Source organism: Actinoplanes palleronii (assembly GCF_016862315.1).
Classification (GTDB): Bacteria; Actinomycetota; Actinomycetes; order Mycobacteriales; family Micromonosporaceae; genus Actinoplanes; species Actinoplanes palleronii.
This window is the reverse complement of record NZ_BOMS01000114.1, coordinates 1-17779: the sequence shown is the minus strand read 5'-3', so window position 1 is coordinate 17779 and position 17779 is coordinate 1. Positions and strand designations below refer to the sequence as shown.

The following is a 17779-nucleotide window of genomic DNA, read 5'->3' as shown; positions in this document are numbered from 1 at the left end:
ATCGGGACCACGCGGACCGGGGGCGCGGCGGGCGGCGTACCGTCTGCATGCGTGAGTGCCGACGCCACGAGTACCGACTCCGGCCTGCCGATCCGGATGCTGCACGACCGTGTTCTCGTCCGCCAGGACGGCGGGGAGGGCGAGCGCCGTTCCACCGCGGGGATCGTGATCCCGGCCACCGCGTCGATGGGCCGGCGGTTGTCCTGGGCCACCGCGGTGGGTGTCGGGCCGAACGTCCGGTCGATCGTCGTCGGTGACCGGGTCCTGTTCGACCCGGACGACCGCTCCGAGGTGGAGCTGCACGGCAAGGGTTATGTGCTGCTCCGCGAGCGGGACGTGCACGCGGTCGCCGCCAACCGCGTCGAGTCGGACTCGTCCGGCCTCTACTTGTAGGGCGGCGGCGGGTACTGCCCGGGATACTGCGGCCCCGGGTACTGCTGCTGCCCCGGGTGCGGCTGCTGCCCTGGATGGTGCGGCTGGCCCGGGTACTGCGGCTGGCCCGGGTACTGCGGCTGGCCCGGATACTGCTGCGGCCAGCCGCCCGCGTACGTCGGCATCGGCGGAGGCGGCGGCGGGAGTCGCACCGGCACCGGCATGACCGGCTCGGCCGGCGCGCCCACCGTGCGCACCACCCCGTCCGGGAACGTGATCCGGTAGCTCTGCCCGTCCCACCAGGCCGTCGGGGTCTGCGGGTCCCGTCCGGCGAAGACCGAGCGGTACCCGGTGATCGCGGCGAGCAGCTCACGCTCCTCCACCACCGCCTTCGCCATCTCCCGTGGGTCGCCGGCCAGCCCGCGCTGCATCCCGTCGCGGATCAGAGCCAGCCGGGTCGCGGCGAACTGGAAGCTGCGCATCGCCCGGCTCCCGGCCGGACCGGCCACCCGCTTGGCCCACTGCCGGGCCGAGTGCCGCCGGCCCAGGCTGCCCAGCGCGGCCACCTCGGGCGGGGCGAACCAGCCGGTCCGCACGTAGTGGTGCAGGGTGCGCTCGGCCAGCCGGCCCTCCCAGCTGCGCAGCGCGATCGCGAAACCGACCACGGCGAAGAAGAACGGCACCATGAAGCCGAGGTAGCCGTACAGCATGATCAGCGCCTCGCCGGTGGCCGCGGAGAGCGTCGGCAGCAGGTTGAACGTGCCGTGCAGGATCATCGCGAGCAGCAGGCCGCCGATCGGGGCCAGCCAGCGCACGTGCTTGTCGGCGGAGCGCGCCGCGAGGCCCAGGCCGATGCCGGTCATCGAGGTGAAGAGCGGGTGCGCGAAGCCGGTGAACAGGATCCGGACGATGAAGATGGCGAACACGTTGGTCAGGCCGGTGGCCGGGCCGTACTCCTGTGCGCCCGCGGCGTAGCCGTGCCCGCCCAGGTAGAGCACGTTCTCCACCATGGCGAAGCCGAGCGCGGAGAGCCCGCAGTAGACGATGCCGTCGGTGATGCCGGACCACTCGGCGCGCCGCCGCCAGAACAGCAGCAGCGGGCCGGCCGCCTTCATCGACTCCTCGATGAACGGCGCCACCAGGACCGCGACCAGAGCCTCGGGCAGGCCCCACTTGTCGAACAGCCAGGCCGCGCCGGTGTTCACGGCGAGCGCCGCCGCGGTCGCCACCGCGGCGCCCCAGGCGAAGCAGAAGGCGAGATATTTGACCGGCTCCGGTTCGTACCGGTCGAGCCAGGCGAACGCGCTGGCCAGCAGCGGGACCGGCAGGATCGCCGCGGTCAGGCCGACGGCCAGGCCGGGCAGGCCGATGTTGTAGCCCAGGAAGATCAGCATGCCGATCGCGGCCGCCGCGATCAGCGCGATCACACCGGTGACCGGCAGCCAGCGGCGCCAGCCCATCCGGCGGCCGGGGACCGGGGCGTTCGCACCGCTCGCCTCCAGCGGGTACGGCGGAACGGCATCCGGCGGCACCACCTCGGCCACCAGGGTGGCCGGCGGATACGTGGCCGGCGGATACGTGGCCGGCGCGGGCGAGAGCTGCGCGGTGGGGTCCTGGGGCGGCGGAGCGTAAGCCGGCGCAGGCTCCGGGGCGGAGGCGGGCTGGGGAGCCGGATCCGGTGACCCGGTCGGCGAGACGTCGGCCATGCCCGCCAGCGTAGTCACCGACGGCGGGCCCGGCGTCCCCGAGGAGAGCCGAAGCCGATCACGCACCCACGGATCAGCCCGCGTCGGGCTCCGGAGGAGCGGACGGCGGGGGCACCGGGCGGGCTCGGGCGGTCCGGCGGCGCGCGCCGAGCGGCCGGGCCTGCCAGCCCACCGCCGCCCGCACCTGCCGGGTCGCCTCCGCGTACTCGACGCCGGTGGCCCGCAACAGATCCGCCACCGAGGTACGGATCTGGGCCACCACCACGCCGCCGGAGTACCCGACCCCGGTCCCGTACGCCCGCCCGGACTCGGCCGCCGCCCGCAGCGCGCGTTCCCGGGTGGCGACCGGTTCGACGCCGCGCGACCACTCCATCCGGAGCAGCTCGACCGCGTCGCCGAGGTGCCGTACCGAGGCGGGCAGCATCTCCGGGACCCGTTCCCGGTCGTTCAGCGCGACCTGCGCCCGGCGGATCATCACCCGGACGTTGCGCAGCGCGTAGGTGAGCTGGGGCGCGCCCTCCACGTACTGGGCCAGGGCGCCCCGGGCACGCCAGCGGGCGGGTGCGAACGCGACGTTCTCCCGGGCCGCGTCGATGGCCGTACGAAAGGCGGCGAACGTCCCCTCCGCGGACCGCAACCTGGTCAGCGCGGCCTGGATCACGTCCGGATCGCCGTCGGAGAGCCCGAGCGCGGCCTCGTGCAGGCCGGCGGTGAAGGCGCGCAGCGCCGGATCCGCGGCCCGGCGCACCACACTGAGCGGGTTGATCGGCAGCAGCACGGTCATCACCGCCAGGCCGATCCCGCCACCGACCAGCGCGTCGAAGAACCTGGTCCACGGCTGCCCGGTGCTGGTGGTGAGCGTGGCGACCAGCACGGCCGACGAGGCGGACTGCACGATCAGCGGTGCGCCGCCGCCGACCGTCGTCGCGACCAGCACGGCGAACAGCACCATCACGCCGATCTGCCACGGCCCGGTGCCGAGCAGGATCACCAGCCCGTCGCCGAGTCCGATCCCGACCGCGACGCCGAGGACCAGCTCGGCGGTCCGGCGCATCCGCTGGCCGACCGAGGACCCCAGAGTGATCACGGCGGCGACCGGCGCGAAGAACGGCACCGGGCGGCCGATCAGGTCGTGTGCCACGTACCAGGCCAGCCCGGCGGCGAGCCCGGCCTGCACGGCGAGCATCAGCCCGGCCCGGGCCCGTGTCGCGGCCGCGCCGATCCGATCCCTCGCGCCGCTGATCATCCGTGTTACCTCCGTGCCAGGATGGCCATCGTGACATCTTTGCCCGACCGGTTCCGCACGGCCGCCCGGGGCGCCGGCGCCACCGCCGCTGACGCCGATCTCGACTCCGCCGCAAACTACCTGCTGACCCGCTGGACCGAGCCGCAACGCCACTATCACGACGTGTCCCACCTGGCCGCGGTGCTGGACGTGGTGGACCGGTTCGCCGAGCTGGCGCCGCACCCGGACCGGGTCCGGCTGGCCGCCTGGCTGCACGACGCGGTCTACGATCCGAAGGCGCTGGGCGACGCGAACGAGCGGGACAGCGCCGAGTTCGCCGAGGGCCTGCTGGTCACGCTCGGCGCACCGGACGAGGTGGCGGCCGACGTGGCCCGCCTGGTCGGGCTGACCGCCGGCCACGCCACCGAGGACGGCGACCCGGACGGCGAACTGCTCTGCGACGCCGACCTGGCCATCCTGGCCGCCGACGACGAGCGGTACGCGGCCTACACCGCCGCGATCCGCCGCGAGTACGCCCACGTGCCGGACGGCGACTTCCGGGCCGGTCGCTCCCGGGTCCTGCACGAGCTGCTGAAGCTCCCGTCGATCTACCGCCTGGAGCCGATCCGGGAGGCGTGGGAGGCCCGGGCCCAGGCCAACCTGACCGCCGAGCTCGAGCTGCTGGCCTGACCGCCGCGGCGCGGCTGGCGCTCAGGGGTGTGAAAACCCGCCGGAGGCACCCCTGAGGACCAGCCGGCAACCGGGACGCGCGCGGCGGCCCGGCGTGGGCGCGGCCTCGCGCCCGCCTCACGGGCGGGACGTGGCTCGTAGCCTACGGACGGGGCGCGGTATTCGTACTAAATGGGGTTGAAAGGTGTTTGGGGCGCCGGAGGCCGGCGGCCCGGAGGCGCACGGTGACCTCGCGGGAGGAGACCAGCGTCGCGCCCAGCCAGAGGGCGCTGCGGAACCGTGCCGCCGGGATGTCGTAGTGGTCCCGGTCGAACGCGCGCGGCGGTGCGCCGAGCATCTCCGCGAAGGCGTGCAGCTCCGCGAAGGAGACGTCGCTGACCAGGTGTGACCAGAGGTGGCCACGACCCGGCCAGCGAGGTTCGTCGACGAGGATCAAAGGTCGGCTTCGAGCAGGACGGCACGCCGGTCGGCGGTCAGCCCGCGGACGTCCGGAGCGCCCACCCGGGCGGCGTCCGCGGCCAGGTCGTCCGGCATGGTCTGCGACTCGCGTTCCGCGGTGACCCGGGCCTGGTAGTGCTCGACCTCGCGGCGGCGGACGGTCTCGTCCCAGCCGAGCACCGCGCCCATCACCCGGGCGGCGTGCTCGGCCGTCTCGGCGCCGCGGTGCGCGGTCTCGATCGAGATCCGGGTACGCCGGGTCAGCACGTCGTCCAGGTGCAGGGCCCCCTCGGCCAGTGCCGCGTACGCCACCTCGGCCGCCAGGTATTCCGGCGCGCCGTCGAGCGGGACGGCCAGCTCGGGGTCGGCGGCCATCATGGCGAGCAGGTGCACGGTGAGCGTGCCGTACCGCTCCAGCAGGTGCTCGACCACGCCGGTGGTGACGCCGTGCCGCCGGGCCATGTCCTGCCGGTCGCGCCACGCGGCGGCGTACCCGTCCGCGCCGAGCAGCGGCAGCTGGTCGGTACGGGACTCGAGGGCCGGGCCACCGAGCCGGCGCACCGCACGGTCGATCACGTCGGCCGCCATCACCCGGTACGTCGTGTACTTCCCGCCGGCCACCAGCAGCAGCCCGAGCATCGGCTCGACGACCGCGTGCTCCCGGGACAGTTTCGAGGTGGAGTCGGCCTCGCCGGAGAGCAGCGGGCGCAGCCCGGCGTAGACACCCTCGATGTCGTCGGTGGTGAGCGGCCGGTCCAGCACCTCGTTGACCTGGTCGAGCAGGTAGCGGATGTCGCGCGCGGACGCGGCCGGGTGGGACCGGTCGAGCTGCCAGTCGGTGTCGGTGGTGCCGATGATCCAGTGACCGCCCCAGGGCAGCACGAAGAGCACCGACGTCGCGGTCCGCAGGATCAGCCCGGCCTCGCCGGTGATCGCCGAGCGGGGCACCACCAGGTGCACCCCCTTGGAGGCGCGGACCCGCAGGCCGGGGCGGAGACCGACGTCGCGGAGCATGGCCGACATGTCGTCGCTCCACACGCCGGTCGCGGCGACCACGGTCTTGGCGCGCACCTCGAACTCCGCCGAGCCGGGCGCCTCCAGGTCCTTGACCCGCACGCCGACCACCTGGCGCGCCTCGCGCACGAACCCGGTGACCCGGGCGCTGGTGACCACCGCGGCGCCCTGCGCGGCCGCCGTCCGGGCCAGGTTGACCACCAGGCGGGCGTCGTCCACCTGCCCGTCGTAGTACCGGATCGCACCGGAGATCTTGTCGGCTTGCAGGCTGGGGAAGAGGTGCCGGGCGCCGTTGCGGCTCAGGTGCCGGTGCAGCGGCATGCCCCGGCCGCCGCCGAAGACGCCGGCGAACACGTCGTACGCCGCGACGCCGAGCCCGTAATACCCCCGCTGCCAGACCCGCTTCGCCGGGTTGGCGGCCGGCAGCGGCACCATGATCGGCACCGGCCGGACCAGGTGCGGCGCGAGCCGGGTGGCCAGCAGGCCGCGCTCGGTGAGCGCCTCGTGCACCAGGTGCAGCTCGAGCTGTTCCAGGTAGCGCAGGCCGCCGTGGATCAGTTTGCTGGACCGGCTGGACGTGCCGGCGGCGAAGTCACGCGCCTCGACCAGGGCCACCTTCAGCCCGCGGGAGGCGGCGTCGACGGCCGCGCCCGCACCGGTGACCCCACCGCCGATCACCAGGACGTCGAATTCTTCGTCGCGCAGGCGCCGGAGATCGGAGGTCCGGCGGATCGGGGAGAGGCGGCCGGCGGTGTAGCGGGAGACGGAGGGATCACGCACCCGTCCCACGTTAGCCCGTGCCGGTGTCACCCCGGCGGAGGAATGTGGTCCGGCACACACCCGTCACTCCCAGCGATTAGCGTCGCAGTATGCACCGCACCGGGGCCGCGGTCCTGCTGGTCTGGGCGGTCGTCCTGGCGGCCACCGCCTTCGTCGCCCAGAACGCTGACGCCGCCGTCGCCGGTTTCGGGCTGCGCTTCGAGGCGAACACCAACGGCTCGATCCTGCTGCGCGGCAACGCGAACCTGATCTGCTCGCCGGCGGCGACCGGCTGCCCGGCCGGCCGGGACGGTCTCGGCGCCAAACTCGACGACAACGACTTCACCATGGTCGCCGCGGACGCCGACCACGACCCGGCCACCGTGAACGACAGCACCGCGACGGTGTCGCTGCCGCCGGGCAGCACGGTGCTCTTCGCCGGCCTGTACTGGAGCGCCAACACCACGGCGGGCAGCGGCGGGACGGCCGCGCCGTCGGCCGCCAACAAGAACCGGGTTGGCCTGCGCACCCCGGCCGGCGCCGGGTGGCTGCCGGTCACCGCCACCACGGTGTACGGCACGGGCGCCCCGTACCAGGGCTTCGCCGACGTCACCGCCCTGGTCGCCGGCGCCGGCAGCGGGGTGTACGGGGTGGCCGACATCCAGACCGGCACCGGCGTGGACCGGTTCGCCGGCTGGGCGCTCGCGGTCGCGTACCGGAACCCGGCCGAGGTGCTGCGCGCCCTGCGGGTCTACGACGGGCTGGGCACCGTGAGCAGCGGTTCCGGCAATCTGGACATCCCGGTGAGCGGCTTCGAGACCCCGCACTCGGGCACCGTGCGCGCCGAGGTGGGCACCGTGGCCTACGAGGGTGACCTGGGCAAGAAGGGTGACGTGCTGCGGATCGACGGCCAGCTCATGTCGGACGACGCGAACCCGGTCGACAACTTCTTCAACAGCACGGTGAGCAGCGGCGGCCTGCCGGTCGGTGGCCGTGACCCGGGGTTCGTCAACCTGCTCGGCGTCGACATCGACCAGTTCGACGCGACCGGCAAGCTGGGCCACGCGGTCACCTCGGCCACGCTCACGCTGAGCACCACCAGCGACACCTACTACCCGGGCGTGGTCAGCTTCGCCATCGACCTGTACGCCCCGAAGCTGGTCACCACGATCACCGGCACCGACCTGAACCACGGCGACCTGCTGCCCGGCGACATCCTGGAGTACCGGATCGAGGTGCGCAACGACGGCAACGACGTCGCGGACGGAACCGTGCTCACCGCGCCGGTCCCGACGTTCACCACCTTCGTCCCGGGTTCGGCCCGGATCCAGGGGGTGCCGGTCGCCGACGCCACCACCTTCACGCTGGGTGACATCCCGTACCAGGGCATCACCTACGTGATCTTCCAGGTCCGGCTGGACGCGGGCATTCCGGCCGGTTACGCGGTCACCAGCCTGGCGAACCTCAGCTACACCGGGCACACCGCCGGGGTCGGCGTCTCCGGGCTGGCCGGCGCGGTGGCCAGCGTGGTGGCCCCGTCCCAGGCCGACCTGACCGCGGCGCTGACCGTGTCACCGGGCGTGGTGCAGCGGGCCGCGCTGCCGGCGCCGGTCACCTACCTGATCACGGTCACCGACAACGGCGCCGGCGCCGAACCCGACGCGCAGGCCGAGCTGACCCTGCCGGCCGGTGTCACCGCCGGGACGCTGCCGCCCGGGTGCACCGGCTTCGGCGCGGTGGTCACCTGCGCGCTCGGTCCGCTGGTGGCGGGCTCCCGGGCCACGGCCGCGATCCCGGCGACGGTCCAGGCGGCGGCCGCGGCCCGGCCGTCAGCGTCTTTGCTCGTGTACGGCACGAGCACCGAGGCGAACCCGGCCGACAACACGGCGAGCGCGGACGTCGTGGTGAACCTGGCCCCGCGCGCCACCGCCGACCCGGCCGCCGCCCCGGGGGTGATCGCGGTGCTGGCCAACGACGACGACCCGGACGGGCCGACCACCGCGCTCACCGTCACGATCACCACGCCACCGGCGCACGGCTCGGCGATCGTGCTGGCCGACGGCACGATCGCCTACACCCCGGCGGCGGGGTGGGCCGGTGACGACCCGTTCACGTATGCGATCACCGACGCGTCCGGCGGGAGCGCCACCGCGGTGGTGACCGTACGGACCCCGAACGCTCCACCGGTCGCCGCCGACGACGCCGGGGCCGTCGACACCGGCGGCTCGGTGACCGTGCCGGTGACCGCGAACGACACCGACCCGAACGGCGACCCGCTCACCGTCACCGCGGTGGTCCCGCAGAACCCCGCCGCCGGGACCGTGACGTTCACCGGCGCCACGATCACGTTCACCCCGGTGAACAGCTTCGTCGGCGTCGCCACGTTCACCTACACGGTCAGTGACGGCGCGGCCTCCGCCACCGCCCAGCTGACCGTGAACGTGGCCAACGCGGTGCCGACCGCCGCCGACGACCAGGCCACGGTGGCCTACCTCGGCGCCGTCACGATCCCGGTGCTCGCCAACGACCAGGACATCAACGGCGACACCCTGATCATCGACTCGTTCGTCGCGCCCACCGACGGGACCGCGTCGATCCTCGGGACCGGCATCGTCTACCAGGGCGCTCCCGGCTTCTCCGGCGTCGTCACGTTCAGTTATCGGATCGACGATCAGCACGGCGGGCTGGCCGCCGCGACGATCACGGTCACCGTCGCCGACGCGCCGCCGGTCGCGGTCGACGTCGCGGCGACCACGCCCTACCTGATCGCGGTCACGGTGGATCCACGGATCGGCGCGACCGACCCGAACCCCGGCAACGTCCTGCGGGTGATCGGCGCGCTCACCCCGGCGCACGGCACGGTGGTGCGCAACCCGGACGGCACGCTCACCTACACCCCGGACCCCGGCTGGTCCGGAACGGACAGCTTCGTCGTCACCCTGGGCGACGGACAGGGCGGCACCGACACCGGCACGGTCATCGTCGTGGTCGACAACGCCCCGCCGGTCGCCGCGCCGGACGCGGTCACCCGGCCGTCCGGGGTGCCCGCCACCATCGACGTGCTGGTCAACGACGACGACCCGAACGGCGACCCGCTCACCGTCACCATCGACGCCACCCCGGCGCACGGCACCGCGACAGTGGTCGCCGGCCAGGTCCGCTACCAGCCCGATCCCGGGTACGCCGGCGCCGACACGCTGCACTACACAATCGACGACGGGCACCTCGGCACGTCCGGCGCCGCGGTCACGATCACCCTGGTCAACGCGGCGCCGCAGGCCCGCCCGGACACCGCGTCCACGCCGACCGGCACCCCGGTCACCATCGACGTGACCGGCAACGACGACGACCCGAACGGCGACCCGCTCACCCTGCTCGGCTGGACCGCGGCCGCGCACGGCACGGTCACCGCCGGGCCGGGCGCGACCGTCCGCTACACCCCGGCCGGCGGCTTCACCGGCACCGACACGTTCGGTTACACGATCGCCGACGCGCACGGCGTGCCGGACACCGCGGCGGTCACCGTGGTGGTGCGCAACGCCCCGCCGGTCGCCGAGGACGACACGTTCCGGGTCCGCGCGCAGGGCCCGACGTCGCTGCCGGTGACCGCGAACGACCACGACCCGAACACCGGGCAGGCGTTGAGCGTGCTCGCCGCCGGACCGGCCGGGACCGGCACGGTCACGGTCACCGGGCCGCTCACCGTCGGTTACACCCCGGCGCCCGGGGCCACCGCCGACACGTTCGGTTACCAGCTGACCGACGACCTGGGCGGCACCAGCTCCGCGACGGTCACCATCACCGTCGACGCCGCGCCGACCGCCACCGACGACACCGCGGAGACCGGCGCCGGGGTGCCGGTGACGATCGCGGCGACCGCCAACGACTACGACCCGGAGGGCGGCGCCCTGACCGTGAGCTGGTCCGAGACGCCCGCGCACGGCACCGCGTCGCTCCAGCCCGACGGCCGCCTCCGGTACGTCCCGGCCGCCGGTTGGGTCGGGGCCGACACGTTCCGGTACGACGTCCGCGACCCGATCGGGAACACCGCCCGGGCCCGGGTCACCGTGCTGGTCCGCGGCGCCCCGGTCGCCCGGCCGGACGTCGCCGCGGTCCGCGCCGGCCGGCAGGTGAGCGTGGACGTGCTGGTCAACGACACGACCGCGGTGCCCGGCGGGCTGACGATCACCTCGGTGGGCGCTCCGGCGCGGGGCAGCGCCACGACGGCGGGCGGCACGGTCCGTTACGCGGCACCGGCCGCCTGGACCGGTCAGGTCGATTTCCGGTACGAGGTGACCGACACCCTGGGCGCCACCGCCGAGTCGACGGTGACCGTGCTGGTCACCGACGTCACGCCCTTCGCGGTCCCGGACTCGCGGGTCACCGCGTACCGGAAAGCGATCACTATCGGTGTCCTGACCAACGACCTGGACGACAGCGGCTCCCTGCAGGTGATCGCGGTGACCACCCCCGCCGCCACCACGGCGGCCCGAGCGGCGGGGCCTGATGCCGGCCGAGCCGCCGTGACCGATATGGGGCAGACGGTCACCTATACGCCGCCGGACGGGTTCTCCGGAGAGGCGCGGTTCGAGTACACCGCCGAGGACGCCGACGGGCACCGCACCTCGACGACCGTGACGGTCACCGTCGGGCCGCCGCCGGCGGTGCCGGACATGTCGGCGTCCACCCCGACCGGGCAGCCGGCCGGGATCCCGCTGCCGGCCGTCGACGATCAGGGCCGGCCGGTCGCCCAGCGGCGGATCAGCCAGCCGGCGCACGGCACCGCGCGGCTCAACCCGGACGGCTCGGTGACCTACACCCCGGATCCGGGCTTCGCCGGCGAGGACCGGTTCACCTACGAGATCGTCGACGCGGACGGCAACCTGGCCACCGGCACCATCGTGGTGACCGTGGTCGCGCCGCCGGCCTCGCCCAGCCCGTCGCCGCCCGCGTCGCCCACGTCCGCGCCCTCGGCGTCGCCGTCGCGCAGCCGCCAGGCGCCCGCCTCGCCCCGCCCCACGCTGCCGAGGTCGCCGGCCCCGCCGGGGATCTGGCCGGAACTGCCCACCACGAGCGTCCCGGACGGGCCGGTTCCGGCGCTGCTGTTCGCCACGTCGGGCTTGTTCACGCTGCTGGGCGGGGTGCTCTACCTGCTCGGCGCCCGCCGTCCGCCGCTGACGACCCGGCACCGGCCGGGCCGCCACCGCCTGTTCCGCGCGCCCCGCTGAGGCTGTCGCTGCGGGGCATCCAGGTCGGCGCCGACCTGGTCCGGGCGCTCGCGGTGGCCTCGATCCCGCTCGCCTGGTGGGCCGGGATGCTGACCATCACGCAGATGATCGTGGTGGCGCTGGTGACCGGCTTCGCCACCGTGCTGTTCGACGTCGGCAACCAGACGTTCCTGCCGGAGATCGTGCCGACCGACCAGCTGCAGTCCCGTAACAGCCTCACCTCCGGCACGCACGCCGCCACCCAGCTCGGCGGGCCGTCCCTGGGCGGCGTGGCGGTGCAGCTGCTCGGCGCGGTGCCGACCCTGCTGGTCGACGTGGTGAGCTACCTGTTCTCGGCCGCCGTCCTGCGCACCCTGCCCGAGCGCCGGGCCGAACCGCCCGCCGAGCAGCGGCCGCCGATGCGCGACCTGATCCGTGAGGGCTGGCACTACGTGGTCCGCCACCCGATCGTCGGGCCGTGCATGTGGGACGCCACCGCGACCAACTTCGTCACCGGCGCCATGCTCGCGCTCTTCCCCTACTACCTGGTCCGCGAGCTGCACGCGTCGCCCGGCCTGGTCGGGCTGCTGCTCGCCACGGACGGCCTGGGCACGCTGGCCGGCGCACTGGCCGGACCGCTCGGCGCCAAGACCACCCTGCTGCTCTTCGGCGCCCTGACCGCGCTGTCACCGGTGATCTACCTGATGTCACCGGTACGCACGTTGCGCGATCTCACCGACCTGGCCGCCCCCACCGCCGAGAGGCACCAGCCAGCGCTCTGACCTGCGCCTATTCCGCAATTCTCGGGACCTAGCGTCGACACCTGAACCGGACTCCGCCTGGGGTCCGGCCCGTGTCGCCGGTAAGGACGAGGATGTATCGAGCCGCTCTCCGCGACCGCCCCTACCGGGCTGCCTGCCTGATCGTCGTGCTGGCACTGGCGATCGTCACCGGTCTCACCGTCCTCCCCGACCGGGCCAACGCCGCGATCACCGACCCGTTCACGTCCCGGTTCGAGGTGAACGCGAACGGCTCGATCCTGCTGCGGGGCAACACCAATCTGCAGTGCCCGGCCGCCGTGGCGTCCTGCGTCTCGGCGCACAACCAGGTCGGCTCGGCCAGCACCGAGGTGCTGAACAACAACGGGTACGACATGGACTACACCAACGCCGACAACGACGCGGGCACGTTCAACGACAGCGCGGCGACGATCACCATGCCGTCCGGCAGCACGGTGCTGTTCGCCGGGCTGTACTGGAGCGCCGACTGGAGCGCGGGCACCAACGGCCACGTCGCCCCGAGCAGCGTCGACATCGACAAGGTCCGGTTCAGCGTGCCCGGCGGAGGCTGGACGGCGCTGACCGCGGACACCATCTACAAGCCCGCCTCGGTCAAGGCGTTCCAGGGCTTCAAGGACGTCACCCGGCTGGTCGCGGGCGCCGGCGACGGGACGTACCGGGTGGCCGACATCCAGTCCGGCACCGGGCGGGACCGGTACGCCGGCTGGGCGCTGGCGATCGCGTACCAGAACTCCGCCGAGCCGATGCACAGCCTGCGCGTCTTCGACGGTTTCGGCGTGGTCAACAGCAGCTCGACCTCGGTGAACATCAACGTCTCCGGTTTCCAGACGCCGCAGACCGCACCGGTCGGCGCCAAGATCGGCACGGTTGTCTACGAGGGTGACCTGGGCAAGGTCGGCGACACCCTGAAGCTCGACAACGTGGCGATGAACGACAACCAGAACCCGGCGAACAACTTCTTCAACAGCACGGTCAGCGAGGGCGGCAACGCGGCCGGGTCCCGCGACCCGAACTGGCTGAACCTGATGGGCGTCGACATCGACCAGTTCGACGCGGCCGGCAAGCTGAACCCGAACGTCACCTCGGCGCAGCTGACCCTGACCACCAGCGGCGAGACGTTCTACCCGGGCGTCGTCACGTTCACCACCGACCTGTTCGCCCCGAAACTGGTCACCACGACCACGCCCACCGACCTCACCAGCGGCGACCTGCTGCCCGGCGACGTGGTGGAGTACCGGGTCGCGGTGCGCAACGACGGCTCCGACACGGCGAGCCTGTCCAAGCTGATCAACGCGTTCCCGACCGGTACGACGTACGTCCCGAACTCGCTGACCGTGGCCGGCTCGCCGGTCGCCGACACCGGCCGGGTCGACGGCGGGTCCACCCAGGTGACGTTCGACCTGGGCACGCTGGCGTACCAGGCGAGCACCTACGTCACGTTCCAGGTCGTGGTGGCGCCGACCGCCACGGCCGGCTCCACGGTGGTGAACCTGCCGAACGTGACGTTCCAGGGCAGCACCAGCCTCATGACGATCACCGGGGTCAGCGACACCTCCACGCTGACCGTGCAGCGGCCGGACGTGGACCGGGCCGCCGGCCTGACCGTCGCGCCGAGCCGGGTGCAGCGGGCCGGGGCGCCGAACTCCGTGTCGTACACCGCGACGGTGACCAACAACGGCCCGGGCATCGAGACCCGGCCGGTCGCCGAGCTCACCCTGCCCGCCGGGGTCACCGCGGGCACCCTGCCGGCCGGCTGCGTCCTGGCCGCCTCCAAGGTCACCTGCACGCTCGGCTACCTGGCGAAGAACACCAGCGGCAGCGTGACCGTCCCGGCCGTCGCGGACAGCACCGCGGCCACCACCACGACCGCGAGCCTCACCGTCTCCGGCGCGGGCCACGACGTCGACACGACGAACGACACCGCCACCGCCCAGCTCGAGGTGAACGCGAACCCGCGGGCCCGCAGCGACGCGGCGACCACCGCCGGCGGCACCCCGGTCACGTTCGGGGTGCTCGGCAACGACGACGACCCGGAGAACCCGAACAGCGACTTCTCGGTGTCGATCGCCCAGGCGCCGGCGCACGGCGGCGTGTCGGTGAACGCCGACCGGACCGTCACGTACACCCCGGACCCGGCCTGGCGCGGCGCGGACTACTTCGACTACACGCTGGCCGACGGGCACGGCGGCACCGACACCACCACCGACATGGTGACCACCGCGAACGCCGGACCGGTCGGCCACGACGACACGGTCACCACCGGCGCCGGCGCCCCGGTCACGATCGACGTGCTGGCCAACGACACCGACCCGAACGGCGACACCCGTACGCTCGACGCGGTCGACCCGCCGCAGGCCGGCGCCGGCACCACCGCGCTCAGCAGCGGCCAGGTCCTGTTCACCCCGGATCCGGCGTTCACCGGCGTGGCCGTGTTCACCTATCGCTGACCCTGGACCTGGCCGCGACGCCGGACCACGGCACTGCGGTGATCAAGAACGGCAAGATCGTCTACACCCCGCCGGCGGGCTTCTCCGGGGTGGCCACGTTCGAGTACATCGCGGTGGACTCGGCCGGCCACAAGGTCACCGCGACCGTGACCGTGACGGTCGGACCGGCACCTGTCGCGCCGAACCGGACGATCCGCGCCAAGCCCGGCAAGGCGGTGAGCCTGCCGGGGCCGACCGTCGACCAGCACGGCATCAAGATCAAGGTGACCTCGCTCGGCACGCCGGCGCACGGCACCGCCACGCTGAACGCGAACGGGACGATCACCTACGTCCCGGAGGCCGGTTTCATCGGCACCGACAGCTTCACGTACGAGGCGATGGACGCGGACGGCAACCTGACCCAGGGCACCATCACGGTGACCGTGGCCGGGACCGGTCAGCCGCCGGTGGCCGTCTCCGACCGGTACACCGTGATCGGCGGCGAGTCGGTGACCGTGACACCGACCGCGAACGACACCGACCCGTACGACGACAAGCTGGACATCGTCAAGCTCGGCCGCCCGCAGCACGGCTCGGTCACGCTGAACACGAACGGCACGATCACCTACACCCCCACCGACGGGTTCACCGGCACGGACGCGTTCCCGTACGCGATCAAGGACGCCCACGGCGGGCAGGCCCGGGCCACCGTGGCGATCCGGGTGACCTCCGCGGTCACCTCCGGCAACCTGGCCAGGACCGGCCTGAGCCTGGTGCCCCTGGCCGCGACCGGCGGCGCACTGCTGCTCTGCGGCGGCATGCTGTACGTGATGACGGTCTTCAGCGGCCCCACCGGCGGCCGCCACCGCCCGGGTCGGCACCGGATGACCTGACCCCCACGCCGGGAAACGCGGAACGGGCGGGCCGCCGAAGCGACCCGCCCGTTCTTACGTGCTGAGTTCTACACCCTGGTGGAGACCGGACTCAGAAGTCCATGTCCCCGCCGCCGGGGGCGCCGGCCGGGGCCGGGTTCTTCTCCGGCTTGTCGGCCACGACGGCCTCGGTGGTGAGGAACAGCGCGGCGATCGACGCGGCGTTCTGCAGCGCCGAGCGGGTGACCTTGGCCGGGTCGATGATGCCCGCGGCCAGCAGGTCGACGTACTCGCCGGTCGCGGCGTTCAGGCCCCAACCCGCTTCGAGGTTGCGCACCTTCTCCACCACGACGCCGCCCTCGAGGCCGGCGTTCACGGCGATCTGACGCAGCGGGGCGTCGAGCGCGACGCGAACGATGTTCGCACCGGTGGCCTCGTCGCCGACCAGGTCCAGCTTGTCGAACGCGGTCTTGCCGGCCTGCACCAGCGCGACGCCACCACCGGGGACGATGCCCTCTTCGACGGCCGCCTTCGCGTTGCGAACGGCGTCCTCGATGCGGTGCTTGCGCTCCTTGAGCTCGACCTCGGTGGCCGCGCCGACCTTGATCACTGCAACGCCACCGGCCAGCTTGGCCAGGCGCTCCTGCAGCTTCTCGCGGTCGTAGTCGGAGTCCGAGCGCTCGATCTCGGCGCGGATCTGGTTGACCCGGCCCTGGATCTGCTCGCTGTTGCCAGCACCGTCGACGACCGTGGTCTCGTCCTTGGTGATGACGATCTTGCGGGCCGAACCGAGCAGCGAGATGTCAGCGGCGTCCAGCTTGAGGCCGACCTCTTCGCTGATGACAGCGCCACCGGTGAGGATCGCGATGTCCTCCAGCATGGCCTTGCGGCGGTCACCGAAGCCCGGGGCCTTGACGGCGACGGACTTGAAGGTGCCACGGACCTTGTTGACGACCAGGGTGGCCAGGGCCTCGCCCTCGACGTCCTCGGCGATGATCACCAGCGGCTTGCCCGACTGCATGACCTTCTCGAGGATCGGCAGCAGGTCCTTGACCGCGGAGATCTTGCTGTTCGCGATGAGGATGTACGGGTCGTCGAAGACGGCCTCCATACGCTCCGCGTCGGTCATGAAGTACGCCGAGACGTAACCCTTGTCGAAGCGCATACCCTCGGTGAGCTCGAGCTCGAGCCCGAAGGTGTTGCTCTCCTCGACGGTGATGACGCCTTCCTTGCCGACCTTGTCCATGGCCTCGGCGATGATCTCGCCGACCGTGGTGTCACCGGCCGAGATGGAGGCGGTGGAGGCGATCTGCTCCTTCGTCTCCACGTCCTTGGCCAGCTGCGACAGCGCCTCGGAGACGCTGGCGACGGCGGCCTCGATGCCACGCTTCAGGCCGAGCGGGTTCGCACCGGCGGCCACGTTGCGCAGGCCCTCGCGGACCAGCGCCTGGGCCAGCACGGTCGCCGTCGTCGTGCCGTCACCGGCGACGTCGTCGGTCTTCTTGGCGACCTCCTTGACCAGCTCAGCGCCGATCTTCTCGAAGGTGCCCTCGAGCTCGATCTCCTTGGCGATGGATACACCATCGTTGGTGATCGTGGGAGCGCCCCACTTCTTCTCGAGAACGACGTTGCGACCCTTCGGGCCGAGCGTCACCTTGACCGCGTCGGCGAGCTGGTTCATGCCACTCTCGAGGCCGCGACGAGCTTCCTCGTCGAACGCAATGATCTTGGCCATACGGCGTTGTCCTCCCGGACATCCGCGGCGCCGGGCCTGCTCGGCCCCGCCCGCACACTGAGGAAGTCTGTGGACGTCACCACCTGGCGATGTGACGTCCTCAGGCCGAGCCGGATAGCCCGCGACGACCGGTTTCGTGTCGCGGCACCGATGGCGGCGCCGTGACCGGAACCCCACCGCCCCGACCTGCTGGCACTCACGGGTCGCGAGTGCCAATCACTTGTTTAGCACTCTCGGGTACCGAGTGCAAGAAAGCCCATCTTCCCGCGAAACGTTCCGGGCCGGTCGGCAAACCGGCTAATGATCTTCCACGCCAGGTCACGACGGGTTTACGGCAACAAGGTTGCCGCCGGCCGCCGTGGCGGGTAATGAGGACGCATGGAGAGTTCGACGGTGCGCCGGATCACCCCGCAGGACGCCGGACGGATGCGTGCCCTGCGGCTCGAGATGCTGGCGGACAGTCCGCTCGCCTTCCTGGAGACGCTGGCCCAGGCGGCCGCCCGCCCGCACGACGGCTATCGGGACCGGCTCCCCC

The 17779-nt window shown here is 72.8% G+C and carries 10 protein-coding genes and 2 pseudogenes; 7 read left to right on the top strand and 5 right to left on the bottom strand.

What is annotated here, in order from left to right:
- Positions 1–96 precede the first annotated feature (96 nt).
- On the top strand, positions 97–393 hold the full coding sequence (locus tag Apa02nite_RS35095; protein WP_198171336.1) for a GroES family chaperonin: 297 nt from the start codon (positions 97–99) through the stop codon (positions 391–393).
- On the opposite strand, the gene Apa02nite_RS35090 is transcribed toward Apa02nite_RS35095, so the two are convergent.
- Both Apa02nite_RS35090 and Apa02nite_RS35085 read right to left on the bottom strand, forming a co-directional pair.
- Entirely contained in the window at positions 384–2078 is a 1695-nt protein-coding gene (locus Apa02nite_RS35090; protein ID WP_203828913.1) for a PrsW family intramembrane metalloprotease, read from the bottom strand. The two genes, Apa02nite_RS35095 and Apa02nite_RS35090, sit on opposite strands and share 10 nt — an antisense overlap.
- A gap of 73 nt (positions 2079–2151) precedes the next feature.
- Positions 2152–3324, bottom strand: coding sequence for an FUSC family protein (locus Apa02nite_RS35085; protein WP_203828912.1), 1173 nt, complete (start codon positions 3322–3324; stop codon positions 2152–2154).
- 21 nt (positions 3325–3345) lie between these two features.
- Between Apa02nite_RS35085 and Apa02nite_RS35080 the strand changes: the two genes are divergently transcribed.
- Positions 3346–3993, top strand: a complete 648-nt coding sequence (locus Apa02nite_RS35080) for an HD domain-containing protein (RefSeq protein ID WP_203828911.1) — start codon at positions 3346–3348, stop codon at positions 3991–3993.
- Positions 3994–4135: 142 nt separating this feature from the next.
- On the opposite strand, the gene Apa02nite_RS35075 is transcribed toward Apa02nite_RS35080, so the two are convergent.
- Both Apa02nite_RS35075 and Apa02nite_RS35070 read right to left on the bottom strand, forming a co-directional pair.
- Positions 4136–4429 (bottom strand): DUF4031 domain-containing protein, encoded by a 294-nt coding sequence (locus Apa02nite_RS35075; RefSeq protein ID WP_203828910.1) that lies wholly within the window; start codon positions 4427–4429, stop codon positions 4136–4138.
- A complete protein-coding gene (locus Apa02nite_RS35070; RefSeq protein ID WP_203828909.1) occupies positions 4426–6225 on the bottom strand; it encodes a glycerol-3-phosphate dehydrogenase/oxidase in 1800 nt (599 codons plus the stop codon). Before Apa02nite_RS35070 ends, Apa02nite_RS35075 begins: the two co-directional genes overlap by 4 nt.
- An 89-nt stretch (positions 6226–6314) precedes the next feature.
- On the opposite strand from Apa02nite_RS35070, the gene Apa02nite_RS35065 reads away from it, so the two are divergent.
- The 4 genes and pseudogenes from Apa02nite_RS35065 (at position 6315) to Apa02nite_RS35050 (ending at position 15530) form a co-directional block, all read left to right on the top strand.
- Positions 6315–11432, top strand: coding sequence for an Ig-like domain-containing protein (locus Apa02nite_RS35065; RefSeq protein ID WP_203828908.1), 5118 nt, complete (start codon positions 6315–6317; stop codon positions 11430–11432).
- Positions 11433–11449: 17 nt separating this feature from the next.
- A pseudogene (locus Apa02nite_RS35060) lies at positions 11450–12193 on the top strand (MFS transporter); the annotation flags it as partial.
- Positions 12194–12285: 92 nt separating this feature from the next.
- Positions 12286–14658: an Ig-like domain-containing protein gene (locus Apa02nite_RS35055; RefSeq protein WP_203828906.1), complete on the top strand. Its 2373-nt coding sequence runs from the start codon at positions 12286–12288 to the stop codon at positions 14656–14658.
- Positions 14655–15530, top strand: coding sequence for an Ig-like domain-containing protein (locus Apa02nite_RS35050; RefSeq protein WP_307872009.1), 876 nt, complete (start codon positions 14655–14657; stop codon positions 15528–15530). The genes Apa02nite_RS35055 and Apa02nite_RS35050 overlap by 4 nt, the downstream gene beginning before the upstream one ends.
- Before the next feature lie 91 nt (positions 15531–15621).
- Here Apa02nite_RS35050 and groL read toward each other — a convergent pair whose 3' ends face one another.
- Entirely contained in the window at positions 15622–17244 is a 1623-nt protein-coding gene (groL, locus tag Apa02nite_RS35045; RefSeq protein ID WP_067707279.1) for a chaperonin GroEL, read from the bottom strand.
- A gap of 378 nt (positions 17245–17622) precedes the next feature.
- Here groL and Apa02nite_RS35040 point away from each other — a divergent pair.
- Positions 17623–17779 (top strand): annotated as a pseudogene (locus Apa02nite_RS35040) (GNAT family N-acetyltransferase); the annotation flags it as partial.

What these genes read in the sequence shown, in the direction of transcription:
- Apa02nite_RS35080 (WP_203828911.1), top strand. Translation starts at nt 3,346, where the DNA reads ATGGCCATCGTGACATCTTTGCCCGACCGGTTCCGCACGGCCGCCCGG.
- Apa02nite_RS35065 (WP_203828908.1), top strand. Translation starts at nt 6,315, where the DNA reads ATGCACCGCACCGGGGCCGCGGTCCTGCTGGTCTGGGCGGTCGTCCTG.
- Apa02nite_RS35090 (WP_203828913.1), bottom strand. Translation starts at nt 2,078, where the DNA reads ATGGCCGACGTCTCGCCGACCGGGTCACCGGATCCGGCTCCCCAGCCC.
- Apa02nite_RS35055 (WP_203828906.1), top strand. Translation starts at nt 12,286, where the DNA reads ATGTATCGAGCCGCTCTCCGCGACCGCCCCTACCGGGCTGCCTGCCTG.
- Apa02nite_RS35085 (WP_203828912.1), bottom strand. Translation starts at nt 3,324, where the DNA reads ATGATCAGCGGCGCGAGGGATCGGATCGGCGCGGCCGCGACACGGGCC.
- groL (WP_067707279.1), bottom strand. Translation starts at nt 17,244, where the DNA reads ATGGCCAAGATCATTGCGTTCGACGAGGAAGCTCGTCGCGGCCTCGAG.
- Apa02nite_RS35095 (WP_198171336.1), top strand. Translation starts at nt 97, where the DNA reads ATGCTGCACGACCGTGTTCTCGTCCGCCAGGACGGCGGGGAGGGCGAG.